Annotated in this window: 19 protein-coding genes; 8 read left to right on the top strand and 11 right to left on the bottom strand. The window is 51.9% G+C overall.

All coding sequences use genetic code 11. The features are described from left to right. Positions 1–72 precede the first annotated feature (72 nt). Positions 73–894 (top strand): serine O-acetyltransferase, encoded by an 822-nt coding sequence (cysE, locus tag G434_RS10230; RefSeq protein WP_001277561.1) that lies wholly within the window; start codon positions 73–75, stop codon positions 892–894. Between the two features lie 82 nt (positions 895–976). Further along, positions 977–2,325, top strand: a protein-coding gene (locus tag G434_RS29890) for an IS3-like element IS1397 family transposase (protein WP_100190663.1) whose coding sequence is annotated in 2 segments (ribosomal slippage) — positions 977–1,457 and positions 1,457–2,325 — 1,350 coding nt in all. Because the reading frame shifts where the segments join, the coding sequence is not laid out codon by codon here. 56 nt (positions 2,326–2,381) lie between these two features. Here G434_RS29890 and trmL read toward each other — a convergent pair. The 8 genes from trmL to G434_RS10270 all read right to left on the bottom strand — a co-directional run bounded on the left by trmL (position 2,382) and on the right by G434_RS10270 (position 14,073). Next, positions 2,382–2,855, bottom strand: a complete 474-nt coding sequence (gene trmL, locus G434_RS10240; RefSeq protein ID WP_000932347.1) for a tRNA (uridine(34)/cytosine(34)/5-carboxymethylaminomethyluridine(34)-2'-O)-methyltransferase TrmL — start codon at positions 2,853–2,855, stop codon at positions 2,382–2,384. Between the two features lie 72 nt (positions 2,856–2,927). Next, a complete protein-coding gene (lldD, locus tag G434_RS10245; protein WP_000586962.1) occupies positions 2,928–4,118 on the bottom strand; it encodes a quinone-dependent L-lactate dehydrogenase in 1,191 nt (396 codons plus the stop codon). Next, the gene (gene lldR / locus G434_RS10250) at positions 4,115–4,891 is read right to left on the bottom strand and encodes a transcriptional regulator LldR (protein ID WP_001304974.1); all 777 of its coding nucleotides are present in this window, start codon (positions 4,889–4,891) and stop codon (positions 4,115–4,117) included. Before lldR ends, lldD begins: the two co-directional genes overlap by 4 nt. Further along, positions 4,891–6,546, bottom strand: a complete 1,656-nt coding sequence (gene lldP / locus G434_RS10255) for an L-lactate permease (protein WP_001297977.1) — start codon at positions 6,544–6,546, stop codon at positions 4,891–4,893. Before lldP ends, lldR begins: the two co-directional genes overlap by 1 nt. A gap of 410 nt (positions 6,547–6,956) precedes the next feature. Further along, positions 6,957–11,174 (bottom strand): YadA family autotransporter adhesin, encoded by a 4,218-nt coding sequence (locus G434_RS27830; RefSeq protein WP_001526446.1) that lies wholly within the window; start codon positions 11,172–11,174, stop codon positions 6,957–6,959. Beyond that, positions 11,065–12,423, bottom strand: a complete 1,359-nt coding sequence (locus G434_RS30985; protein ID WP_001322892.1) for an ESPR domain-containing protein — start codon at positions 12,421–12,423, stop codon at positions 11,065–11,067. Before G434_RS30985 ends, G434_RS27830 begins: the two co-directional genes overlap by 110 nt. A 43-nt stretch (positions 12,424–12,466) precedes the next feature. After that, on the bottom strand, positions 12,467–13,150 hold the full coding sequence (locus tag G434_RS10265) for a SadB/YajI family lipoprotein (RefSeq protein WP_001049682.1): 684 nt from the start codon (positions 13,148–13,150) through the stop codon (positions 12,467–12,469). A gap of 560 nt (positions 13,151–13,710) precedes the next feature. Beyond that, complete coding sequence (locus G434_RS10270) at positions 13,711–14,073, bottom strand: YibL family ribosome-associated protein (protein ID WP_000665680.1); 363 nt, start codon at positions 14,071–14,073, stop codon at positions 13,711–13,713. Positions 14,074–14,356: 283 nt separating this feature from the next. On the opposite strand from G434_RS10270, the gene yibT reads away from it, so the two are divergent. Further along, the gene (gene yibT / locus G434_RS10275) at positions 14,357–14,566 is read left to right on the top strand and encodes a protein YibT (protein ID WP_000517100.1); all 210 of its coding nucleotides are present in this window, start codon (positions 14,357–14,359) and stop codon (positions 14,564–14,566) included. Positions 14,567–14,577: 11 nt separating this feature from the next. Here yibT and mtlR read toward each other — a convergent pair whose 3' ends face one another. From mtlR to mtlA, 3 genes are all read right to left on the bottom strand, one after another. Then, a complete protein-coding gene (gene mtlR, locus G434_RS10280; RefSeq protein WP_000228269.1) occupies positions 14,578–15,165 on the bottom strand; it encodes a mannitol operon repressor MtlR in 588 nt (195 codons plus the stop codon). Continuing rightward, positions 15,165–16,313, bottom strand: coding sequence for a mannitol-1-phosphate 5-dehydrogenase (mtlD, locus tag G434_RS10285; RefSeq protein WP_000645425.1), 1,149 nt, complete (start codon positions 16,311–16,313; stop codon positions 15,165–15,167). Before mtlD ends, mtlR begins: the two co-directional genes overlap by 1 nt. Before the next feature lie 228 nt (positions 16,314–16,541). After that, a complete protein-coding gene (mtlA, locus tag G434_RS10290; RefSeq protein WP_000093252.1) occupies positions 16,542–18,455 on the bottom strand; it encodes a PTS mannitol transporter subunit IICBA in 1,914 nt (637 codons plus the stop codon). A gap of 536 nt (positions 18,456–18,991) precedes the next feature. On the opposite strand from mtlA, the gene G434_RS10295 reads away from it, so the two are divergent. The 5 genes from G434_RS10295 to selB all read left to right on the top strand — a co-directional run bounded on the left by G434_RS10295 (position 18,992) and on the right by selB (position 24,502). After that, the gene (locus G434_RS10295) at positions 18,992–19,354 is read left to right on the top strand and encodes a DUF3302 domain-containing protein (protein WP_000479624.1); all 363 of its coding nucleotides are present in this window, start codon (positions 18,992–18,994) and stop codon (positions 19,352–19,354) included. Between the two features lie 2 nt (positions 19,355–19,356). Beyond that, a complete protein-coding gene (locus tag G434_RS10300; RefSeq protein WP_000364939.1) occupies positions 19,357–20,493 on the top strand; it encodes an HlyD family secretion protein in 1,137 nt (378 codons plus the stop codon). Positions 20,494–20,563: 70 nt separating this feature from the next. Continuing rightward, a complete protein-coding gene (locus G434_RS10305; protein WP_000779792.1) occupies positions 20,564–21,172 on the top strand; it encodes a glutathione S-transferase in 609 nt (202 codons plus the stop codon). A 97-nt stretch (positions 21,173–21,269) separates the two neighbouring features. Then, positions 21,270–22,661: an L-seryl-tRNA(Sec) selenium transferase gene (selA, locus tag G434_RS10310; RefSeq protein ID WP_000206242.1), complete on the top strand. Its 1,392-nt coding sequence runs from the start codon at positions 21,270–21,272 to the stop codon at positions 22,659–22,661. After that, a complete protein-coding gene (gene selB, locus G434_RS10315; RefSeq protein WP_000582424.1) occupies positions 22,658–24,502 on the top strand; it encodes a selenocysteine-specific translation elongation factor in 1,845 nt (614 codons plus the stop codon). Before selA ends, selB begins: the two co-directional genes overlap by 4 nt. Positions 24,503–24,620 lie beyond the last annotated feature (118 nt).

Here is a 24,620-nt window from a genome sequence, read left to right as displayed (position 1 = left end):
GAACCTTTGTTACCTCTATGACCCGGCCCGCGCAGAACGGGCCGGTCATTATCTCATCGTGTGGAGTAAGCAATGTCGTGTGAAGAACTGGAAATTGTCTGGAACAATATTAAAGCTGAAGCCAGAACGCTGGCGGACTGTGAGCCAATGCTGGCCAGTTTTTACCACGCGACGCTACTCAAGCACGAAAACCTGGGCAGTGCACTGAGCTACATGCTGGCGAACAAGCTGTCATCGCCAATTATGCCTGCTATTGCTATCCGTGAAGTGGTGGAAGAAGCCTACGCCGCCGACCCGGAAATGATCGCCTCTGCGGCCTGTGATATTCAGGCAGTGCGTACCCGCGACCCGGCGGTGGATAAATACTCAACCCCCTTGTTATATCTGAAAGGTTTTCATGCCTTGCAGGCCTATCGTATCGGTCACTGGCTGTGGAATCAGGGCCGCCGCGCACTGGCAATATTTCTGCAAAACCAGGTTTCTGTAACGTTCCAGGTTGATATTCACCCGGCAGCAAAAATTGGCCGCGGTATCATGCTTGACCACGCCACGGGCATCGTTGTGGGTGAAACGGCGGTGATTGAAAACGACGTATCGATTCTGCAATCTGTGACGCTTGGCGGTACGGGTAAATCTGGTGGCGACCGTCATCCGAAAATTCGTGAAGGTGTGATGATTGGCGCGGGCGCGAAAATTCTCGGCAATATTGAAGTTGGGCGCGGCGCGAAGATTGGCGCAGGTTCCGTGGTGCTGCAACCGGTGCCGCCGCATACCACCGCCGCTGGCGTTCCGGCACGCATTGTCGGTAAACCAGACAGCGATAAACCGTCAATGGATATGGATCAGCATTTCAACGGTATTAACCATACGTTTGAATATGGGGATGGGATCTGACGTCCTGTGATTGTGCCGGATGCGATGTAATTGAACTGCACCCCAAATGTTGGACATAATCTGACATCTGAAGGTGCAGTTTATGAAACATTCATTTGAAGTAAAACTTGCCGCTGTAAATCACTACCTGGCTGGTCATGCAGGCATCATTTCTACGGCAAAACTCTTTCAACTTTCTCACACCAGCCTCTCACACTGGATTAATCTTTTTCTTCTTCACGGTCCTCGGGCACTGGATTGCAGACACAAGCGTAGCTATTCTCCTGAAGATAAACTTTGCGTGGTTCTTTATGCTCTCGGGCATTCTGAGTCTCTACCCCGGGTAGCTGCCCGGTTTAACATTCCCAGCCACAACACGGTTAAAAACTGGATAAAAGGCTACCGCAAATCTGGTAATGAGGCCTTTATCAGGCGCAGGAAGGAGAAAAGCATGACCCGTTCTGATGATACCCATGAAAACGAGGCAAACATGACGCCGGAAGAGATGAAGAATGAGCTGCGTTATCTTCGCGCAGAAAATGCATATCTGAAAGCCATGCAGGAGCATCTCCTGGAAAAAAAGCGCCAGGAGCTGGAGAAAAAACGAAAGTCATCCGGAGCCTGAGGTGCGGACACTGCCAGTCTGACCTGTTAAAGGCTGCAGGGCTGGCCAGAAGCACGCTGTACTACCAGCTGTCACTGCAGAAGGCTAAGGACAAGTATGCTGATGTGAAACAGCTCATAGCCTCCATCTTCCATGAACACCGGGGATGTTATGGGTACCGGCGGATCCATTGTGAGCTTCAGAAAAGAGGTCTTAAGTTCAGTGGCAAAACGGTGCGAAAACTGATGCAACAGCTCGGCCTGAAGTCTCCTGTGCGCCTGAAGAAATACCGGTCTTACCGGGGAAATATGGGACTCGCTGCAGAAAATATCCTTCAGCGGCAGTTCAAAGCGGAAGCTCCCTGTGAGAAATGGGTGACAGATATCACCGAATTCAGGGCTGGCGGACAAAAACTGTACCTGTCCCCGATACTTGATTTGTTTAACGGGGAAATCGTGGCGTGGGAAACGGCCTGCAGGCCTACAGAGGAGCTGGTGAAGCGGATGTTAAATAAGGGGCTGGAAAGCCTTGCTGAAGGGGAGAAACCGCTGCTCCACAGTGATCAAGGATGGCATTACCGGATAAAAAGTTATCAGTCCGCCCTGGCGGACAGAGGGTTAGTGCAGAGCATGTCGCGCAAGGGCAACTGCCTTGATAATGCGGTAATGGAGAACTTCTTTGGTCACCTGAAAGAAGAAATGTACTATCGCCGGGACTACAGAAATGTAGAAGAGCTGGAAAATGCCGTTAACGAATACATAACTTACTGGAATCAAAAAAGAATAAAACTCAGTCTTGGGGGACTCAGTCCGGTAGAATACCGGACTGAGCATCAAAAAGCCGGTTAACTGAAACTGTCCAGGTTTTGGGGTTCAGTTCAAATCATCTATCCGGCATACAGTAACTAATCTCTCAACACCGCTCCCGGATATCCCAGCTGCCGCCAGGCTTCATACACCACGACCGACACCGCATTGGACAGGTTCATGCTGCGGCTGTCCGGCACCATTGGAATGCGAATTTTTTGTTCAGCGGGCAGGGCATCGAGAATGCTTGCTGGCAGGCCGCGCGTTTCCGGGCCGAACATCAGATAATCGCCATCCTGATAGCTTACGGCGCTGTGAGCAGGCGTACCTTTCGTGGTGAGGGCAAACAGGCGCTGGGGATTTTCTGCTTCGAGGAACGCGCGATAGTCATGATGACGCGTAACGGCGGTAAACTCGTGATAGTCCAGCCCCGCGCGGCGCAGGCGCTTATCGTCCCAGGCAAATCCCATCGGTTCGATGATATGCAGACGAAAGCCGGTATTAGCGCAAAGACGGATGATGTTGCCAGTATTTGGCGGAATTTCTGGTTCGTAAAGTACGATGTTTAGCATACTGCCCCCTTAGTGCGGGGGCAGGATAGCAGAAAATTGGTGATTGGTACGGCCTTTTCCCCTCACCCCCAACTATGCCGCATTCCCTTTCGCCATCGGAGCCAGTGCCGCAGGCAACTCTTTACCCAGCCCTTGCACCAGCGAATCTTGCGTAATTTCACTGATCGATTTCGCGCCAGTCAGCGTCATTGCCACTTTCATCTCTTTCTCGATTAGATTAAGCAGATTTGCCACGCCCGCCTGGCCCGCTGTTGCCAGCGCATACAGGAAAGCACGACCCAGCAGTACGGTGTCGGCACCGAGCGCAATCATACGCACGACATCAAGCCCGTTACGAATCCCGCTATCCGCCAGAATGGCGATATCACCTTTCACGGCATCCGCAATAGCAGGCAGTGCACGGGCAGAAGAGAGCACACCGTCCAGCTGGCGGCCACCGTGGTTAGAAACCACAATTCCATCAGCACCAAAACGTACTGCATCGCGCGCATCTTCCGGATCGAGGATCCCTTTGATCACCATCGGGCCATCCCAGAAATCGCGGATCCACTCAAGGTCTTTCCATGAGATGGACGGATCGAAATTATTCCCCAGCCAGCCGATGTAATCTTCCAGTCCGGTCGGTTTGCCGAGGTAAGCCGAGATATTACCTAAATCATGTGGACGACCGTTCAGGCCCACATCCCACGCCCATTGCGGATGCGTCACCGCCTGTAAGTAACGGCGCATTGCCGCATTTGGGCCGCTCATACCCGAGTGTGCATCACGGTAACGCGCGCCCGGTGTCGGCATATCCACGGTGAAAACCAGCGTCGAGCAGCCTGCCGCTTTTGCTCGCTCCAGTGCGTTACGCATAAAGCCGCGATCGCGCAGCACATAAAGCTGGAACCACATCGGACGTTTAATGGCTGGAGCGACTTCTTCAATCGGGCAAACGGAAACCGTCGAGAGAGTAAACGGAATGCCATGCGCATCCGCCGCTTTGGCAGCCTGAACTTCGCCACGACGCGCATACATGCCACACAAACCCACCGGAGCCAGCGCCACCGGCATCGACAATTTCTCATTAAACAGCGTCGTTTCCAGGCTTAAGTCAGACATGTTTTTCAGAATACGCTGGCGCAGCGCCACTTCTGACAAATCTTCCACGTTGCGGCGCAGCGTGTATTCAGAATATGCACCCCCATCCATATAGTGGAACAGGAACGGCGGCAGAATGCGTTGTGCTGCGGCGCGATAATCGCTGGCTGCGGAAATAATCATGCGTTTTTCTCCCTCGAATGCTCATTATGGTCACCAGGCAGGCGGGTAATGCGTGCATGGCGAGCTTGATCTTCATCGAATCGTTTCATGGTGGTGTGAACAAAGCTAAGGTGCGCCATCATTGCTTTACGCGCCCCGTCAGCATCACCGGCAAAAATGGCGTCAATGACTGCCTGATGTTGTTCGGTCAGCTGTGAAAAAACCGGGGGTACCAGATACATTCGCTGGCGGCTATGCTTCACAGAGGATTGCAGGACATCGAAGAAACCGCGCATGGTTTGCAGCAGCACGATGTTATGTGAGGCTTCGGCAATCGCCAGATGAAAACGAACGTCCGCTTGTGAGGCGAGATCCGGGTCTTCACTTAGCGTTGCTTCAAAGCAAAGCTGAATTTTCTCTTTTTCGCCTGGTGTGGCGCGCATTGCCGCATGCCACGCGGTGCTGGCTTCAATGGCGTAGCGGGCTTCCAGAATATCGAAACTGTAATCCGGATCATCGGCCATCAGCGTTTTCAGCGGTTGGACGATGTTTTGCTCCGACCATGTGTCATGACGCCAGCGAATAAACGTCCCGCCGCCGCGTCGACTAAGCAGCACGCCTTCGCTCACCAGTTTTGCCAGCGCCTCGCGCAGTGAATTACGTGATACGCCGAGTTGCATCGCCAGTTGACGTTCAGCGGGCAACTTCATGCCCGCCTCCAGGTTTTTTTCATCAATCAGCGCCCGCACACGATCGGCAACCTCGTCTGACAGGCGTCTGGGTAAAACAATCATTAAGGAATCATCCACGTTAAGACATAAGCCTGAAGCGTGGTGATCACGCCCACCATACAGGTGAAGATCAGGCTGTGTTTGACGGTAAAGCGGAACAGATCTGACTCTTTGCCTACCAGGCCTACCGCCGCACAGGCGATAGCGATAGATTGCGGAGAGATCATCTTACCGGTGACACCACCGGTGGTGTTGGCGGCAACCAACAACAGGTCAGAAACGCCAATTTGTTGTGCTGCAGTGGCTTGCAGGGCGGCGAACAGGGCGTTAGATGAGGTATCCGATCCGGTCAGGAAGACACCAAGCCAGCCGAGGAACGGCGAGAAGAAGGTGAATGCATGGCCGGTGTGCGCCAGTGCCAGCGCCAGCGTTGATGATAGTCCGGAATAGTTCGAGATAAAGGCGAACGCCAGCACCATACCGATGGAGTAGATAGGCAGAGCCAGTTCTTTCAGCGTGCTGCCGAAGGTGCTGATAGCGTCAGATGGTTTCATCTTCAGCCAGACAATCGAGAGCAGGGCAGCAAAAAGAATGGCGGTACCGGTGGCAGAGAACCAGTCGAACTTAAACACGGCGGCATACGCTGTCGCTTCACTGACCACTGGCGGCATACGGGCAACCAGTTTATCGAGGTACGGCACCGGAATATTGATCACCCATTCATACAGCGCACCACCCGAAGCGAACAGGGCTTTAAACGGTGGAATACTCCACAGCGTTACGGTGGCGGTCAGGAACAGGAACGGTGTCCAGGCGCGAAGCACCTGACCTGCGGTGTAACCGGTGTGAGCCAGCGTCATATCAACCTGTGACGCCCCCAAGTCACCGAAGCGGAATACGCGCACTGGTTGCCAGCGTTTGAGGAACAGCGTCAGGCAGAGCAGTGATACCAGCGAAGAGATAATGTCTGGCAGTTCCGGCCCAATGAAGTTAGAGCTGAGGTATTGAGCAATGGCAAACGAACCACCTGCAACCACGACCGCAGGCCACGTTTCTTTGATTCCGCGCCAACCGTCCATAATCGCCATGATCCAGAACAGCACGATAATGGTCATAAACGGCAGCTGACGCCCCACCATCTGACCAATCTCAAAGCTGTCGATGCCTGTTACCTGCCCGGCGACCAGAATCGGAATGCCCATCGCGCCAAATGCCACTGGCGCGGTGTTAACAATCAGGCACAGTCCGGCGGCGTAGAGTGGTTTAAAGCCCAGACCGACCAGCAATGCGGCGGTAATTGCTACCGGAGCGCCAAAGCCTGCGGCTCCTTCAAGGAAAGCGCCGAAACAGAAACCGACGATCAGCATTTGCAGGCGCTGGTCAGGGGTTATCGAAAGAATAGACGAGCGGATGATGTCAAACTGCCCGGTTTTCACCGAGATCTTATAGACGAACACTGCCGCAATAATGATCCACGCGATGGGCCACAAACCGTAGAAGAAGCCATAAACCACCGAGGCCAGCGCGTTAGCGACCGGCATTTTATAGAACAGCAAAGCCACGGCAAGGGCGATTGCCACCGTCCATGAGGCGGCGACATAACCTTTGAGTTTGAGCTTAATCAGCGCAAAGAAGAAAAACAGGATGGGAAGCGATGCTATCAGACTGGAAAGCCAGATATTCCCGGCGGGATCGTAGTTTTGTTGCCAGAGATTCATTGCAGGTCTCCTGCAGTCCACGCACATCGTGTAATGAGTCTGATGCTCATCTCCTTGTCACACGTTGTGTAAAAGTGGTACTGCCAATTGTGTTGTGTAGGGATAATGACAATGAATGGTTAACTAAATGTTATGTATTGGCAACATTGATGTGAGTTTTAATTGGAGATCTGTGAACCAGAGGTCAGATAAGCGAAGAATTGGTAGGGCCAATCTTGGGAGAGAGGTAATGAAGAAAAGGGCAATTCCCATCAGAGAATTGCCCCAGATTGTTGAACTGGTGCGCCTTATCTTGCCGGATGCGGCGTGAACGCCTTATCCAACCTACAGGAATGTGCTGAATCACCCCGTAGGCCTGATAAGCGTAGCGCATCAGGCAATGTGGCGTTTACCCATTCGTTAATGGATGATTACCACTGAATACCGGCACCGAGCGCGGCGGAGTATTCACCCTGGCTATTGGTACTACCTTGTAATTTGTAGACCCAACGACCATTGGCGCTCACCATCGACACACCTAAAGCAACAGCCGATTCACCATTGTAAGTACCGCCACCAATAGAGGCCATGCTGGCACCTGGAGTGTAAGCCTGCGGCAGACCGGTCATTGCCATTGCAGAAGCGATACCACCGCTCAACTTGCTTTCGGTTTTGGACAGTTTGTTATCCATCTCAACCATCCGCTGATCGGTATATTGCTTCGTTTCCTGCACGCTTTGCTTCAGCTGCGCATAGTTCACTGCGTCGTTGTTGTTCACGCCAGCGGAGACGTTGCTGATGCGAGTCGTACCGCCATTACCACCACCGAGAGTGATGTTGCTGTAGTCTACAGAGCCATCAGCTTTGGTGTCGTAACGAACGCCGCCTGCCTCAGAAGACTTCAGCTGCGAAACGTTAACCGCATCGGTGGCATTAACACCTGCAGCAACGTTGGTGATACGACGCTGGTTGGTAGAAGAACCCACAGAGATGGTATTTTCTTCGTTGGCCACGGAGCCTGTACCCAGCGCGACGCTGTTGTCAGCGGCAGCAATGGAACCAGAACCAATCGCAACACTATCTTTACCCTGCGCGTTGGCATCTACGCCATCGGTGTTGGTCTTGAAGTATTTGGTGCTACCGGTGGTTACGATATCGCCAATGCCGTTTTCGATATTGGTAACGCGAGTATCCAGATTCGTCACCTGATTGTTCAGGTTAGTAATGCTCTGGGTATTCTGGGAAACCTGCGCGTCCGTTACTTTCAACTGACCTACGTTAACCGCATCGGTATCCGCTGAACCAGCCGCGACGTTGGTGATCTGACGTTGACCGTCTTCACTGCCGACAGAGAATTCACCGACAGAATTCTGCGGTGCGTCCATGTTGTAGGCGGTGTAATCAGTTTGCGCACCACGGGTGGTCTGGGAACCACTACCCATCGCAATACTGTTTGCATGATTTGCACTCGCGTTGCTACCAATAGCAATGCCATTAAGTGCATTCGCGTCCACGTAGGCACCATAACCGATACCAATACCCACATTACCATTAACGATAGTTTTCGCGCCCATTGCTAGCGAGTCTTCACCTACTGCCAGTGAATCTTCAGCTGTTGAGTTAGCGTGGAAGTATTTGGTCGGCGTGGTAGCGACTGCACCAATGGCATTTTGCAACTGGCGAACCGTAACGGCGTCATGGGCTTCGGAACCATCGGCTACGTTGATGATTTGACGATATTTACCGTCATCACCAATAGACAACGCACCAAGTAGTTCGCCATCCGTGGTGTCATAACCAATCACAACACCTTCTTCCGACACGCTGGTGTCACGAGAACCTTTAACTATTACACGGCTGGAAACAGAACTGCTACCCAGGGCGATACCCGTATCAACGGAGCTGCTGCTACCTTGACCAATGGCTACGCTGCTTTCGCCTGAGGCGACAGCGTTATAACCCACAGCCGTAGCGCCAATACCTGAAGCGCTGGCATCGTTGAACGCTAAGCCGTTGTCGTTGGTACGTACATAGTTAATGCCCGCACCGTTATCTTCGATGTAGGTTTCGCTGGTGTTACCGGCAAGCTGATTGATGATTTCGCTGTTCTGCTGGATCAGCATATTGGTGTTAAACAGCTGAGAACCGTTGATGGCGTCAGTGCTGCCTTCGCCAATGTTACCATCAGCAACATTTGTGATGATGCTGGCCTTGCCGTCATGGCTGGCGTTGTAGGCACCTGCGCCGTCATTGGCTGTTGCATCCCACAGCAGAGCGTTATCGTCGAGCGCATCCAGGGCGTCACCGACGTTGTTGTACTCGGCATTTGCAATGGTGTAAGTCGGCGCAGTAATAGAACCATCAGCGTTAACTTCTGCGTCACCACCCAGGGCATCGGCAATGTACTTGTTGGTGGTATACAGTTGTGAACCGTTAATGGCATCGCTGCTGGTGGCAGAGATTGCACCGTTAGCGACGTTAGTGATTACACTGGCTGTTTTATCTTTTCCGTGAGCGGCGCTAAATGCACCATTGCCATCATTGGCTGTTGCATCCCACAACAGAGCGTCATCCAGCGTGGTATCGATCGCTTCCAGCGCGTCACCGACGTTGCTGTAACTGCCGCCAGCGATGGCATAAGTCGGTGCGGTGATTGTGCCGTCAGCATTGACTTCTGCGTCACCACCCAGAGTATCGGCAATGTACTTGCTGGTGTCATAGAGCTGTGAGCCGTTAATAGCGTCGCTGCTGGTAGAGGAAATTGCACCGTCTGCAACATTAGTAATGATGCTGGCTGTGTTATCTGTCCCGCGACCGGCGCTAAACGCACCGTCACCGCCCTTGGCGGTCGCATCCCAGAGTAGGGCGTCACCGAGTGATGTGCTAAATGACGTGTTAATGGCAGCCAGAGCATCACCGACGTTATTGTAATCAGTACCACCAATAGTGTAGGTTGGCCCGGTTAATACACCCGCATCGCTGATATCAGCACCACCGCCAAGGTATGACGTAAATGAATCAGCTAAGCCATAAAGTTGTGAGCCATTAATAGCGTCAGTGCTATCAGAGGATACAGTGCCTGCCAGTAAGTTGGTGATTTTGCTGTCAGTACCGTTGGTGCCGTGTTTGGCACTGAATGCACCCGCCGTAGCGTTCCACAGCAGGGAATCGTCACCGAGACTGTCAACAGCGTCAGTCAGGTTGGTGATGTTGGTGGTGTTCGTGGCGATATTGGTGGTGTTGGCTGCCACGGCATCGTTAGTGGTTTTGAGCTGAGAGCCGTTAACCGCGTCAGTGCTGCCAGCCGTCAGGTCACCGTCTTTGACGTTAGTGATTTTGCTGGTGGCATCAGTACCGTGCGCGGCGCTGAATGCCCCCGCAGTAGCGTTCCACAGCAGGGAATCGTCACCGAGGCTGTCAACAGCGTCAGTCAGGTTGGTGATGTTGGTGGTGTTCGTGGCGATATTGGTGGTGTTGGCTGCCACGGCATCGTTAGTGGTTTTGAGCTGAGAGCCGTTAACCGCGTCAGTGCTGCCAGCCGTCAGGTCACCGTCTTTGACGTTAGTGATTTTGCTGGTGGCATCAGTACCGTGCGCGGCGCTGAATGCCCCCGCAGTAGCGTTCCACAGCAGGGAATCGTCACCGAGGCTGTCAACAGCGTCAGTCAGGTTGGTGATGTTGGTGGTGTTCGTGGCGATATTGGTGGTGTTGGCTGCCACGGCATCGTTAGTGGTTTTGAGCTGAGAGCCGTTAACCGCGTCGGTGCTGCCAGCCGTCAGGTCGCCAGCGGTGACGTTGGTGATTTTGCTGGTGGCATCAGTACTGTGTGCGGCGCTGAATGCCCCCGCTGTAGCGTTCCACAGCAGGGAATCGTCACCGAGGCTGTCAACTGCGTCAGTCAGGTTGGTGATGTTGGTGGTATTCGTGGCGATATTGGTGGTGTTGGCTGCCACGGCATCGTTAGTGGTTTTCAGCTGAGAGCCGTTTACCGCGTCAGTGCTACCAGCCGTCAGGTCACCGTCTTTGACGTTGGTGATTTTGCTGGTGGCATCGGTACCGTGCGCGGCGCTGAACGCGGTGCCATTCCACAGCAGGGCATCGTCTTTAAGGTCGCCAACGGAATCCGTCAGGTTGGTGATGTTGGTGGTGTTGGTTGCCACATTATCGTTAGTGGTTTTGAGCTGAGAGCCGTTAACCGCGTCGGTGCTGCCAGCCGTCAGGTCACCGTCTTTGACGTTGGTGATTTTGCTGGTGGCATCGGTGCCGTGCGCGGCGCTGAACGCGGTGCCATTCCACAGCAGGGCATCGTCTTTAAGGTCGCCAACGGAATCCGTCAGGGTATTGATACTGTTAGTGTTGGTGGTGATATTGGCAGTATTGGTCGCTACGTTATCGTTGGTGGTTTTCAGCTGAGAACCGTTAACCGCATCCTTACTGGTATCAGAAATAGCGCCGTCTTTAACGTTGGTGATGGTACTGGTAGTATCTGTACCATGTGCCGCACTATATGCCTTTTTAAGGGAGTCCCATTGTAACGTATTATTGTCCAGGCCCGTTAAGGCGTCGCCAACAGTGCCGAAAATACCACTTTTCAGCCTGTAATTTGGGGAAGTAACGACGCCTTGCGCATTGACGGTAGCCCCCCCCACCAAGATTGTCCGCTACTGACTTACTGATAGCATAAAGCTGTGATCCATTGATGGCATCAGTACTGGTAGTGCTGATATCACCTGCTGCCATATTGACAATTTGTCGCTGAGCTGTTGTGTTACCCACAGAAACAGTATCCGCGTCAGTCGCTACAGAACCAGCACCCAGAGCAACTGAATTTTTCCCCTGAGCACTGGCTTGAGCACCAATTGCAGTGCCATTTTCTAAACCGGCATAACTGCCTTGTCCAAGAGCAATAGCATTTACACCACCTGTAATACTACCATTACCCAGCGCGATAGCATTTGCGCCGTCAGCTTTATTCCCTTGACCGATGGCAATTGCGCCAGCCGCTACTGCCTGACTTTGATTGCCCAGAGCAATCGTGTTGTCGACATCTGCAATACTGCCGGAGCCCAACGCGATACTATTAAGTCCATTTGCCTCCGCGTTAGTACCAACTGCCGTCGCATTTTCAGCAGCTTTGCTCTCTGCACCCATAGCAATCGCGTTTGCGGCGTTGGCGGCGGATAGTCTACCGAATGCGAGGCTGTCTACGCCAGCTGCAGCACTGTTGCGGCCTACTGCAATCGCGTTAGCTGCAGATGCGGCGCTACTTGCACCCAGCGCCATTGCATATTCTTTCGACGCATTAGCCGTGGCTCCGAGGGCGATACTCATAATTCCTAAGGCCTTGCTTTCACGTCCAAATGCGATGGCGTCATCAGCACCAGTCTCTGCGTGATCCCCTTGTGCAATAGAAAATTCACCTACTGAGTTCGCATAACGACCAAGTGCGATTGAAAATCCACCCGTTGACGTTGCCGATGCACCTATAGCGAGGCTTCGCTCACCTGCTGAGGTAGTGTTAATCCCTAACGCCACTGATGCTTCGCCAAGCGAATGGGTCTTAGCACCGAGGGCTGTTGACCACCTTCCGTCAGCAGTTGAGTGATAACCTACTGCGGTGCTGGAGCCACCCCCGGTGTCTGTAAAACTATTTGCTTTTGCATCTTCACCGATAGCAACCCAGCCTGTTCCTGTTCCCTGGCCATAATTGACGCCCTGACCGTTGTCCCTTCCTGCCTGAGCCTGTACCCCAAACGACGACAACATTCCCCCAGCAACCAGGGCAGAAATTAACAGCTTACTGCGCCCGGATTTCTTGCCACGGCTTTTTGCCGTTTCACTGGCAACGGTGTAACTGCCTGTTGCCGGATTCCAGATAACTTTAAAAATTTTGTTCATTATTGATGCTCTCTATTCCTTGATATAAGCGCAGAAGCTGCATTTATTTTTTGTTTTTTCGCTGCCGAGTTTCAGCAGATTGAACAGTGTCGAACTGGAGATTGGCCATATTGATGGACAACTTCAGATACTTCAGGTTATTAGGCGAAACGCCTTTTAATGTCAGATTAATGTCTTGCCATTGACCAGGCATTAATTGCAGAGTGGAATTCATGGTGGTGTTGAAAAGTAATTGTTGCCACTTTGCCAGAGCTTTGGCATCGGTGGGTCTTTCATTGCCCCATGTCGCATGAAAGCCAATATTTGATACGGGAACGCTTAAAAGGTTAACCAGCGAAATACGAATAACACTGCCATTTTCAACCGCATCAATAGCCAGCACCCGGCCTGCCAAACCGACCGATCCGTTATTTAAAATGAAATATTGTGTTTGTGCTGGGTTAAATTCTGTAAAGACAAATTCGTCCTGCTTGTCTTTAACCGCTTTCACCACGCTAGCGAGCGTCTTGGTACTATTTATGACAGTAGTTTGTTGTTTTTCAAAATGTTCTATCTTTCGCTTATCGAGTTCCTGCTGTTTCTCAAGCGCCTCAATTTTGCTTTTTTGCAACTCTTGCTGTGTAACGAGGTCGTCGACCTTACTCGCTTTTTCAATATAGTCACACCCTGCCAATAAGCAGAGAGGCACTATTATTAACACGCTTAACAGTGTTTTCTTTAGGTTCATAGGATGAATTCCTTTTCATAATCCCGATACGTTGATAATTACAGTACAATCATTTTTTTTATGAATGATTAGAGTGGGGCATATCCGCCAAATAAATTTGTTAGAGAATTTTTGTATTAATGGGTTGTGCGAATATGTTTTTAAGTGTCAAACAATTTTAGTTTGTAGCCAATAAATAAATTGATCGCGCGGATTTTAATGATCGGTGTCAATCAATGTCAAATGTTTCACCGGATAAAGGCCCGGGGCAGGGAAAGATAAATATTCAGTTGAGTGATGTTTTATTGCGAATTTTGCGATGCTGATAGAAAAATTTAAATAATTAATTATGTTTCAAGCATTGATATGCGGCAATTCATTGTTAATATTGATACATCATTCTTTAATTTGTACCTGATTTTCAGAATTTAGCCTGCTCCGGGCGCTCAGAAGTGTAGGTGGCGTTGAATATATAATGTTAAGAACGTTATAAATATTCGATCTCTGAAACAGGCTCCTGCATGTGCCAGCAGGAGCGAGTAAATCGTGAGTGGCTGTAATTACAGCGACGAGAAAGGAACTTAAAACGCAGTCTTAGAGAACCCTGTCATCTCTTGTAGGCCCATTTCGCGGCCCAGCGCGGTCATTGGGTGCACAACGACCAGTCCGCGAACGCTCTTCTTCAGTTTGCCCATATCAGCTTGCTCTTTTTTAGTAATCGCGCGCTGGAACGGCATCTTCATCAGCTTCTGTGCTTCCTTACTGAGTTTCTGGCTGTGAACTTCGCGCAGGCGAGCAATTTCTGCTTCCAGAGTGGCTTTTTCTTTTTCCAGCTCGGCATATTTGTCTGCGGCTTCAACCAGTGACAGATCGGCTTGCTGATGGCGGATAGCGTCCAGGCGATCGCTAAGACGTTTGATTTCGTTTTTTTCGACTTCTTTCATGTGATGACTTCTGATAAAGATAAATTTATAGCCCCTAGTATGCGCGACCAGGTGCTTTGTTCACAACTGATGACATTGCAATAGTTCTATAACGTAAACATTAACATGCTTAAAAACTAAGCAATTTATTGATTAATTAAGAAATTTAAAGAAAAAAGATAGTTAATAGAAACGGATGATTATTGAGGATTGAGCACGTTTTCCTTAATGTCATTTATACCGGGATCTAAACTAAAATTGGCGGCCGCGCATTCCCGGCGCGGGGTAATACGGAGATATCATCATGGGCAAATTAGGTGAAAACGTTCCGCTTCTTATCGATAAAGCCGTAGATTTCATGGCATCGAGCCAGGCGTTCCGGGAGTATCTGAAAAAACTACCTCCCCGTAACGCGATTCCGTCCGGAATACCTGATGAAAGCGTGCCGTTATATCTACAACGTCTGGAGTATTATCGTCGGCTTTATCGGCCGAAGCAGGTAGAGGGGCAGTAAGCAGACGTTGCTTACTTTTGGAAGGCTTTTTTTAAGCTGATTTTGGAAATCAGCTCTGTCAGTGAAAGGACCATTGTTGATCGCACAGCCTGTTGGTAACGCTGAATTTGCATTGCATACAAACTGGAGTCTGCAGGTTCAAACTGTGGCGGCGGTGGTAACGCCGCCACGCAATGCAGTTCACCAAAGGGTCCAAGGATTTCGTCGTCGGTAAACGCGTACTCGTTGCCGTCGTGATTTAGCTCTTCACGCAATGCCATCAGTAGCTCCGCATCTTCGTATTCCTGGCGGTTAATGACGCCCAACCCGTAAATGAGTTTTAAACGCACAGAAAGATCGCCCAGCGGACCGTCGCCGTCGAGTAACGGTTCTACAGCATACTTCACCGCGTAATCGTCTTTGCGGAATACCTGAAGCACCAGAAGATTTACCGCCTCGGTCAAAAGCTCGACGGCGGTGATCAGAAAGCTTCGCACGGTTTTGCCAGCATTCAGACGCTCAAGCACACGGTTTTCAAAGGCCTGGGTTTGTTCCATTGTTGCCTGCATATCTGACAATCTGTTATTCGGGCGCAGGGTATCCTGCGCCTGGTCCACCATTATTGCATTGCTTTATAAGCGGTTACCGCCTCGGATACAACCTCGCTGTTGGCATCAAGACCGGAAATCTGTGCCAGCGCCGCCTGCGGACCTTTGTCAGCGATCAGTGCTGCCAGTTCCTGAGCCTGCGGATCATCTTCACTGCGGAAGTGCATTGCAGCGGCAATACCTTCAATCAGGTTTTTATGTGGCAGACCATATTCCAGCGTTCCGAGCAGTGGCTTGATCAGACGGTCGCCAGCACTCAGTTTACGCAGCGGCTGACGGCCTACGCGCTCTACATCATCTTTCAGATACGGGTTCTCGAAACGACCGAGGATTTTCCGGATGTACGCCGCATGTTTGTCTGCGTCAAAGCCGTAGCGCTTGATCAATACTGCACCACTTTCTTCCATCGCACCTTTTACCACCGCGCGGATTTTCTCGTCGAGAATAGCGTCACGAATGGTCTGATGACCGGCCAGTTTTCCGAGGTACGCGGTTATAGCATGACCCGTGTTCAGGGTGAAGAGTTTACGTTCGACAAATGCCATCAGGTTGTCAGTTAACTCCATGCCTGGGATGTTCGGCAGCGCGCCTTTGAACTGGGTTTTATCAACAATCCATTCGCTGAATGTTTCTACCGTCACTTCCAGCGGATCGTTGGTTGCAGAAGCCGAAGGCGGCACGATGCGGTCAACGGCGGAATCGACAAAGCCAACGTGTTCTTCTACCCACGCTTTGGCATCTTCCGGCAGGGCGTTCATTACATGGCCTTTCAGCTGCGTGGTGCCGCGTACCATGTTTTCACAGGCGATGATGTTCAGCGGGGATTCATTACCTTGTTCTTTACGTTTCACCAGCCCTTTGGCGATTGCCGGGGCAATACGTTCCAGCACAACCGGACCAACGGCGGTAGTGACTAAATCAACCTGAGCAATCAGATCAACGACATCATCACCAATGCTGCTGACGGCATTGACGCCGGAAACGGTATCTACCTGCTCGGTTTCACCGACCACATGAACCTGATAGCTATGACGGGCATTCAGGGCATCAAGTACCACCTGATTGACATCGGCAAACGTCAGTTGGATACCCGCGTCTGCCAGCAGTTTACCGATAAAGCCACGACCGATATTACCTGCGCCAAAATGTAATGCTTTCATAGTATTAACCTTCATCAATGTTTTTACCCGAGAGGGCTGGGGTGAGGCTTTTCCCTCACCCAAACCCTCTCCATGTGGAGAGGGGCCGTGCCGGATGCGGCGTAAACGCCTTATCCGGCCTACAAGAACGTGCAAATTCAACAAACTGCGCTTTGTTTTGTAGGCCTGATAAGCGTAGCGCATCAGGCAATAAGCCCCACCTTCTCCATGTGGAGAGGTGGGATTGGATTACTTACGACCTGCCAGCAGTTCCAGCACTTCATCCACGCTGGTGGTGTGTGCCAGACGCTCGATGACAGACTCATCATCCAGTGCATTGGTCAGGCTGGTGATAACCTGAATGTGCTCGTTGTTACGGGCAGCAATACCAATCACCAGACGGGCAATGTCATCTTCTTCTTCACCGAAGCGCACGCCTTCCGGGTACTGGCAGAACACCACGCCCGTTTTCAGTACGCGATCTTTTGCTTCAACCGTACCGTGTGGCACCGCGATAGACTCACCCAGATAAGTCGGGGTCAGTTTTTCACGATCCAGCATCGCCTGAACGTATTCCGGCTCAACGTAACCGCCTTTCACCAGCTGCTCGCCAGCAAAACGAATCGCTTCTTCTTTGGTTGCCGCTTTGCGACCGAGGAAGATGTTCTCCGCGCCCAGTTTGAACAGGTTAGCACTGGAATCGTCAAAGCTGTCTTTCAGACTGTCTTTCACTTTCACTTCGTTTTCAGTATGGCGCTGGGCAGCAACCAGACGTTCGGTCAGGCTGGTGTACAGGCCGCTGTCGAGGAAGTTGGTCAGCGAAATATGCTGTGCCTGCGGAACCTGGCGCATAGCGCGTTCGGTCAGGTCACGGTGAGTGATGACCAGGTCCACATCTGGCGGCAGGTTGTTGATCGCGCTGTTAGTGACCGAAATCTGCGACAGACCTGCATCCTGAATTTTCTTACGCAGCACACCTGCGCCCATCGCACTGGAACCCATACCGGCATCACAGGCAACGATGATTTTACGTACGTGGCTCAGGTCGTTAGTCACATCGCCCGCAGACAGCGGAGACGCGCCTTTAGACTCAGCTTTCATGTCCTGCATACGACGAGTTGCTGCTTCAATATCATCTTCTTCTTTCACTTTGCTGGTTTTCAGCAGAATGGCAGAGACAACGAAGGAGACAGCCATCGCCGCACACACACCCGCGATGTTAGCGAAGTATGCACCTTTTGGTGTCATCGCCAGTACAGCAAGGATAGAACCCGGAGATGCCGGAGAAACCAGACCACCGCCCAGGATAGTCAGCGTGAACACGCCAGTCATACCACCGAGGATAACGGCCAGAATCAGACGCGGATTCATCAGCACATACGGGAAGTAGATTTCGTGGATACCGCCCAGGAAGTGGATGATTGCCGCACCGCCCGCAGACTGTTTAGCGCTACCACGCCCAAAGAACATGTACGCCAGCAGCACGCCCATACCCGGACCTGGGTTAGCTTCAATCAGGAAGAAGATGGATTTACCCAGTTCATGGGACTGCTGAATACCCAGCGGCGAGAAGATACCGTGGTTAATGGCGTTGTTGAGGAACAGGATTTTCGCCGGTTCAACAAAGATAGACGCCAGCGGCAGCATGTCATGGACAACCATGAAGTTAACGCCCGCAGCCAGCATTTTAGACAGAGCTTCAACAATCGGGCCAATGCCGAGGAATGCCAGAATAGCGAGGATCATCCCGATGATGCCTGCGGAGAAGTTATTCACCAGCATCTCAAAACCGGATTTGATCTTACCGTCTACCCAGCGGTCGAAGTGCTTAATGCACCAGCCGCCCAGCGGACCTGCAATCATAGAACCGAGGAACATCGGCATATCTGCGCCGACGATAACGCCCATGGTGGTGATGGCACCGACTACACCGCCACGTTCGCCGCCTACCAGCTTACCACCGGTATAACCGATCAGCAGCGGCAGGAGATAAGTGATCATCGGCCCGACCAGCTTCGCCAGCGTTTCGTTCGGTAACCACCCTGTTGGAATAAATAACGCGGTGATGATACCCCACGCGATAAACGCGCCGATATTTGGCATCACCATGTTGCTGAGGAAACGACCAAAGCTTTGCACTTTGATCTTAATATCGGATGACATAAAAACACCCCTTCTTATGTTTGCTGTCGCGCAGGCTGGAAGCCCGAGGTTTTTTGTTAATGTGGCGGCAGAGGTAGCCGGACCTTGTAGATACTGCGAAATCTGGCACTGAATCGGTTAACTGTCCAGTCGACGGCCTTTTGTGTGATATCAGTCACATAAATATAGGGGGTAGAGAGGTAATTGACGTGATGCTCATCACAAAACGACTGTGTAAAAAAGCAACAAGGCGGCGATTTTCGCTAAAAATGGCATTTAAATGTGAGTAATGTCACATTTTTGTTTTGTTAGTTTGTTGAATCTTTGTGATCTGAATCACAAGATATTTTCTTACGGCGTTCACCTGATGTGATCTGCAGCATGTTATGCCTTCGTCATAAAATCGTTATGTAACTAAGCAACTCATCACCTCTAAAAATTATTCTTTGGTGTTATGGCGAGAATCGCGAACCCGAATTATTGTCAAAATATCAGCCTGACTCCCTTCTGGCTGCCAGCCAAAAAACAACACCGATAAACGTGAATCCGAGGCAGATATGTTTCTAAACTATTTCGCGTTGGGAGTGCTGATCTTCGTCTTTCTGGTGATTTTTTATGGAATCATCGCGATACATGACATCCCTTATCTGATTGCCAAAAAGCGCAACCATCCCCATGCCGACGCTATTCATACGGCGGGCTGGGTGAGCCTGTTTACTCTACATGTTATCTGGCCGTTCCTGTGGATCTGGGCGACGCTCTATCAACCGGAGCGCGGCTGGGGCATGCAGTCACATGTTGCGTCGCAAGAGAAAGCGACTGACCCGGAAATCGCCGCACTTTCTGACCGAATTTCCCGGCTGGAGCACCAACTCGCCGCCGAGAAAAAGACTGACTATTCCACGTTCCCGGAGATCTAAATATGGATCTATTGATTGTTTTAACTTACGTGGCGCTGGCGTGGGCGGTCTTTAAAATCTTCCGCATTCCGGTGAATCAGTGGACGCTGGCGACGGCGGCGCTGGGAGGCGTGTTTCTGGTGAGTGGTTTGATTTTGTTGATGAACTACAACCACCCTTACACTTTTACCGCGCAAAAGGCAGTGATAGCGATCCCCATCACGCCACAGGTGACGGGAATTGTTACTGAAGTCACCGACAAAAATAATCAGCTTATTCAAAAGGGCGAGGTGCTTTTTAAACTCGACCCGGTTCGTTACCAGGCGCGAGTTGACAGACTTCAGGCTGACCTGATGACGGCGACGCATAATATAAAGACGCTGCGCGCGCAGCTCACTGAAGCGCAGGCCAACACCACCCAGGTTTCAGCGGAGCGCGACCGTCTGTTTAAAAATTATCAACGTTATCTGAAAGGCAGCCAGGCGGCGGTGAATCCGTTCTCGGAACGTGACATCGACGATGCGCGGCAAAATTTCCTCGCGCAGGATGCGCTGGTGAAAGGCTCGGTGGCGGAGCAGGCGCAGATCCAGAGCCAGCTCGATAGTATGGTTAACGGCGAGCAATCGCAGATTGTGAGCTTAAGAGCGCAACTTACTGAAGCAAAATATAACCTTGAGCAGACTGTCATTCGCGCGCCGAGCAATGGCTACGTTACTCAGGTACTGATCCGCCCAGGTACATACGCAGCTGCCTTGCCGTTGCGTCCGGTGATGGTTTTCATCCCCGAGCAAAAACGGCAAATTGTCGCCCAATTTCGGCAAAACTCGCTGTTACGTCTGAAACCCGGCGATGATGCGGAAGTGGTGTTTAACGCGCTACCTGGGCAGGTGTTCCACGGCAAACTGACCAGTATTTTACCTGTCGTGCCAGGCGGTTCTTATCAGGCGCAGGGGGTATTGCAATCATTAACGGTCGTGCCCGGCACGGACGGTGTGCTGGGAACCATTGAACTGGACCCTAACGATGATATCGATGCCTTACCCGACGGCATCTACGCCCAGGTGGCGGTTTACTCCGACCATTTCAGCCATGTTTCGGTGATGCGGAAAGTGCTGCTAAGAATGACCAGCTGGATGCATTATCTTTATTTGGATCATTGAGACTTATATCACCTGTGTTTTGCGTGAGCCTGAGCCATACTGATATTTTTCCTCGCACAAAGGACTCGGCATGAAACTCGTCGGTAGCTACACCAGCCCGTTTGTACGCAAACTTTCTATTCTGTTGTTAGAAAAGGGCATAACTTTCGAATTTATTAATGAACTGCCCTATAACGCGGACAACGGCGTGGCGCAATTTAACCCGTTAGGGAAAGTGCCGGTGCTGGTGACCGAAGAGGGCGAATGTTGGTTTGATTCGCCGATCATCGCTGAATATATTGAATTAATGAATGTCGCTCCGGCGATGTTGCCGCGCGATCCGCTGGAGTCGTTGCGGGTGCGCAAAATTGAGGCGCTGGCGGATGGCATTATGGATGCCGGGCTGGTATCGGTGCGTGAACAGGCGCGTCCGGCGGCGCAGCAGTCTGAAGATGAATTGTTACGCCAGCGGGAGAAAATCAACCGCAGTCTGGATGTGCTGGAAGGATATCTGGTCGATGGCACGCTCAAAACCGATACGGTCAATCTGGCGACTATCGCCATTGCCTGTGCCGTCGGATATCTCAATTTCCGCCGCGTTGCGCCAGGCTGGTGTGTCGACCGCCCACACTTAGTCAAACTGGTCGAAAACCTGTTTAGCCGCGAAAGTTTTGCTCGCACCGAACCGCCAAAGGCTTGATGCGCGATATGTCCTCCTGACCCATCTCACGTTACAATCCGTGGTTATGTTAAACGCCCTTCTCCGTGTGAGAGGGCCTTGATCAGCCAGGTTTCCTATGACAACCGAAACGCGTTCCCTCTATAGTCAACTTCCGGCTATTGATCGCTTATTGCGCGATAGCTCCTTCCTTTCTTTGCGTGATACTTATGGTCACACCCGCGTGGTGGAATTGCTGCGTCAGATGCTTGACGAAGCGCGAGAAGTGATTCGTGACAGCCAGACGCTGCCCGCATGGTGTGAAAACTGGGCGCAAGAAGTCGATGCCCGACTGACAAAGGAGGCGCAGAGCGCGCTGCGTCCGGTGATCAACCTGACGGGAACCGTGCTGCATACCAATCTTGGGCGAGCTTTACAGGCGGAAGCCGCAGTGGAAGCCGTTGCGCAGGCTATGCGTTCGCCAGTGACCCTCGAGTACGATCTGGACGACGCCGGACGCGGACATCGCGATCGGGCGCTGGCGCAGCTGCTGTGCCGCATTACGGGAGCGGAAGATGCCTGTATCGTTAATAACAATGCGGCGGCGGTGTTATTGATGTTGGCGGCCACTGCTAGCGGGAAAGAGGTGGTGGTTTCTCGCGGCGAACTGGTGGAGATTGGCGGCGCGTTTCGTATTCCTGATGTCATGCGTCAGGCAGGCTGCACCCTACACGAAGTAGGGACCACCAACCGCACGCACGCGAATGATTATCGTCAGGCGGTGAATGAAAATACCGCACTGTTGATGAAAGTACATACCAGTAACTACAGCATTCAGGGATTCACCAAAGCGATAGATGAAGCGGAACTGGTGGCGCTCGGCAAAGAACTGGATATTCCCGTGGTGACTGATTTAGGCAGTGGCTCGCTGGTCGATCTTAGCCAGTACGGTTTGCCGAAAGAGCCAATGCCGCAGGAGTTGATTGCGGCGGGCGTCAGTCTGGTGAGTTTCTCCGGCGACAAGTTGTTAGGCGGGCCGCAGGCAGGGATTATCGTTGGTAAAAAAGAGATGATCGCCCGCCTGCAAAGCCACCCGCTGAAGCGTGCATTACGCGCGGATAAAATGACCCTCGCGGCGCTGGAAGCCACGGTGCGTCTTTATTTACACCCTGAAGCTCTGAGTGAAAAATTACCGACCCTGCGCCTGCTTACCCGCAGCGCAGAGGTCATTCAAATCCAGGCACAACGTTTACAGGCTCCCCTTGCCGCACATTACGGCGCGGAGTTTGCGGTACAGGTTATGCCATGTCTTTCGCAGATTGGCAGTGGTTCGCTGCCGGTTGATCGCCTGCCGAGCGCCGCATTAACGTTTACACCCCATGATGGACGCGGTAGCCACCTTGAGTCATTAGCCGCCCGCTGGCGTGAATTGCCAGTGCCGGTGATTGGTCGTATTTATGACGGACGATTGTGGCTGGATTTACGCTGCCTTGAAGATGAGCAACGGTTTTTGGAGATGTTGTTGAAATGATTATTGCGACTGCCGGACACGTTGACCACGGCAAAACAACCTTATTGCAGGCGATTACTGGCGTAAATGCCGACCGTCTGCCGGAAGAAAAAAAGCGCGGCATGACCATCGATCTCGGCTATGCCTACTGGCCGCAGCCGGATGGCCGTGTGCCTGGTTTTATCGACGTACCCGGTCATGAAAAGTTTCTTTCCAACATGCTGGCTGGCGTTGGTGGTATCGATCACGCGCTATTGGTGGTGGCGTGCGATGACGGCGTGATGGCACAGACCCGTGAGCATCTGGCGATTTTGCAGCTGACCGGTAACCCGATGCTGACAGTGGCGCTGACCAAAGCCGATCGCGTGGACGAAGCGCGTGTTGATGAGGTTGAACGCCAGGTAAAGGAGGTGCTGCGGGAATACGGTTTTGCTGAGGCAAAACTGTTTATCACCGCAGCAACCGAAGGTCGGGGAATTGATGCCCTGCGCGAGCATTTGCTTCAGTTACCAGAACGTGAACACGCCAGCCAACATAGTTTCCGCCTCGCGATCGACCGTGCATTTACCGTAAAAGGTGCCGGGCTGGTCGTCACCGGTACGGCGTTAAGCGGGGAAGTGAAGGTAGGCGATTCACTATGGCTGACTGGTGTAAATAAACCGATGCGCGTGCGTGCGCTGCATGCGCAAAATCAGCCAACAGAAACTGCCCATGCCGGTCAGCGTATCGCGCTTAACATCGCGGGTGATGCGGAAAAAGAGCAGATTCACCGTGGTGACTGGCTGCTTGCCGATGCGCCGCCGGAGCCTTTCACACGGGTGATTGTCGAGCTTCAAACCCATACACCGCTGACCCAGTGGCAGCCGCTGCATATTCACCACGCCGCCAGCCACGTCACGGGACGCGTTTCGCTGCTGGAAGATAACCTTGCCGAGCTGGTGTTCGACACGCCGCTATGGCTGGCGGATAACGATCGCCTGGTGCTGCGCGATATCTCGGCCCGCAACACGCTGGCGGGGGCGCGTGTGGTGATGCTTAACCCGCCGCGTCGCGGTAAGCGTAAGCCGGAATATCTGCAATGGCTGGCGTCTCTTGCACGGGCGCAGAGCGATGCCGATGCGTTATCTGTTCATCTGGAACGCGGAGCGGTTAACCTTGCGGATTTCGCCTGGGCACGGCAGCTCAACGGCGAAGGGATGCGCGAACTGCTGCAACAGCCTGGCTATATTCAGGCTGGTTATAGCTTGTTGAATGCGCCGGTTGCCGCCCGCTGGCAGCGGAAAATTCTCGACACATTAGCGACTTATCATGAGCAACATCGCGATGAACCTGGTCCTGGGCGCGAACGTCTGCGACGTATGGCGTTGCCAATGGAAGATGAAGCGCTGGTACTGTTGCTGATTGAAAAGATGCGCGAAAGCGGCGACATCCTCAGTCATCACGGTTGGCTGCATCTGCCGGATCATAAAGCGGGCTTCAGCGAAGAGCAGCAGGTCATCTGGCAAAAAGCAGAGCCGCTGTTTGGTGACGAACCGTGGTGGGTGCGTGACCTGGCAAAAGAGACGGGAACCGACGAGCAGGCAATGCGCCTGACGCTACGCCAGGCGGCGCAGCAGGGGATAATTACCGCGATCGTTAAAGATCGTTATTACCGTAACGATCGGATTGTCGAGTTTGCCAATATGATCCGCGATCTCGATCAGGAATGTGGTTCAACCTGCGCGGCGGATTTCCGCGATCGTTTAGGTGTTGGTCGAAAACTGGCAATTCAAATTCTGGAATATTTTGACCGCATTGGTTTTACGCGTCGTCGGGGAAATGATCATTTATTGCGCGACGCATTATTATTTCCGGAAAAATAAGGAAATGATTAATTAAGTTTTAAAATAAATTAATACAAAATTCTTATGAATTTAAAAAAAGCACATTGTTTAATGAATACAATGTGCTTTTTATTAGATTAATTTTGATAAACAATAA

Source organism: Escherichia sp. KTE172, from assembly GCF_000408845.1.
Taxonomy (GTDB): Bacteria; Pseudomonadota; Gammaproteobacteria; order Enterobacterales; family Enterobacteriaceae; genus Escherichia; species Escherichia coli.
The sequence above is the reverse complement of the archived record's forward strand: the minus strand, read 5'-3'. Positions and strand labels throughout refer to the sequence as shown.

Excerpts from the sequence above, each read along its gene's own strand:
- mtlR (WP_000228269.1), bottom strand. The coding sequence starts at position 15,165 with ATGGTGGACCAGGCGCAGGATACCCTGCGCCCGAATAACAGATTGTCA.
- yibT (WP_000517100.1), top strand. The coding sequence starts at position 14,357 with ATGGGCAAATTAGGTGAAAACGTTCCGCTTCTTATCGATAAAGCCGTA.
- mtlD (WP_000645425.1), bottom strand. The coding sequence starts at position 16,313 with ATGAAAGCATTACATTTTGGCGCAGGTAATATCGGTCGTGGCTTTATC.
- G434_RS10270 (WP_000665680.1), bottom strand. The coding sequence starts at position 14,073 with ATGAAAGAAGTCGAAAAAAACGAAATCAAACGTCTTAGCGATCGCCTG.
- trmL (WP_000932347.1), bottom strand. The coding sequence starts at position 2,855 with ATGCTAAACATCGTACTTTACGAACCAGAAATTCCGCCAAATACTGGC.
- G434_RS10305 (WP_000779792.1), top strand. The coding sequence starts at position 20,564 with ATGAAACTCGTCGGTAGCTACACCAGCCCGTTTGTACGCAAACTTTCT.
- selB (WP_000582424.1), top strand. The coding sequence starts at position 22,658 with ATGATTATTGCGACTGCCGGACACGTTGACCACGGCAAAACAACCTTA.
- selA (WP_000206242.1), top strand. The coding sequence starts at position 21,270 with ATGACAACCGAAACGCGTTCCCTCTATAGTCAACTTCCGGCTATTGAT.
- G434_RS10295 (WP_000479624.1), top strand. The coding sequence starts at position 18,992 with ATGTTTCTAAACTATTTCGCGTTGGGAGTGCTGATCTTCGTCTTTCTG.
- G434_RS30985 (WP_001322892.1), bottom strand. The coding sequence starts at position 12,423 with ATGAACAAAATTTTTAAAGTTATCTGGAATCCGGCAACAGGCAGTTAC.
- lldR (WP_001304974.1), bottom strand. The coding sequence starts at position 4,891 with ATGATTGTTTTACCCAGACGCCTGTCAGACGAGGTTGCCGATCGTGTG.
- lldP (WP_001297977.1), bottom strand. The coding sequence starts at position 6,546 with ATGAATCTCTGGCAACAAAACTACGATCCCGCCGGGAATATCTGGCTT.
- G434_RS10300 (WP_000364939.1), top strand. The coding sequence starts at position 19,357 with ATGGATCTATTGATTGTTTTAACTTACGTGGCGCTGGCGTGGGCGGTC.
- cysE (WP_001277561.1), top strand. The coding sequence starts at position 73 with ATGTCGTGTGAAGAACTGGAAATTGTCTGGAACAATATTAAAGCTGAA.
- G434_RS10265 (WP_001049682.1), bottom strand. The coding sequence starts at position 13,150 with ATGAACCTAAAGAAAACACTGTTAAGCGTGTTAATAATAGTGCCTCTC.
- mtlA (WP_000093252.1), bottom strand. The coding sequence starts at position 18,455 with ATGTCATCCGATATTAAGATCAAAGTGCAAAGCTTTGGTCGTTTCCTC.
- lldD (WP_000586962.1), bottom strand. The coding sequence starts at position 4,118 with ATGATTATTTCCGCAGCCAGCGATTATCGCGCCGCAGCACAACGCATT.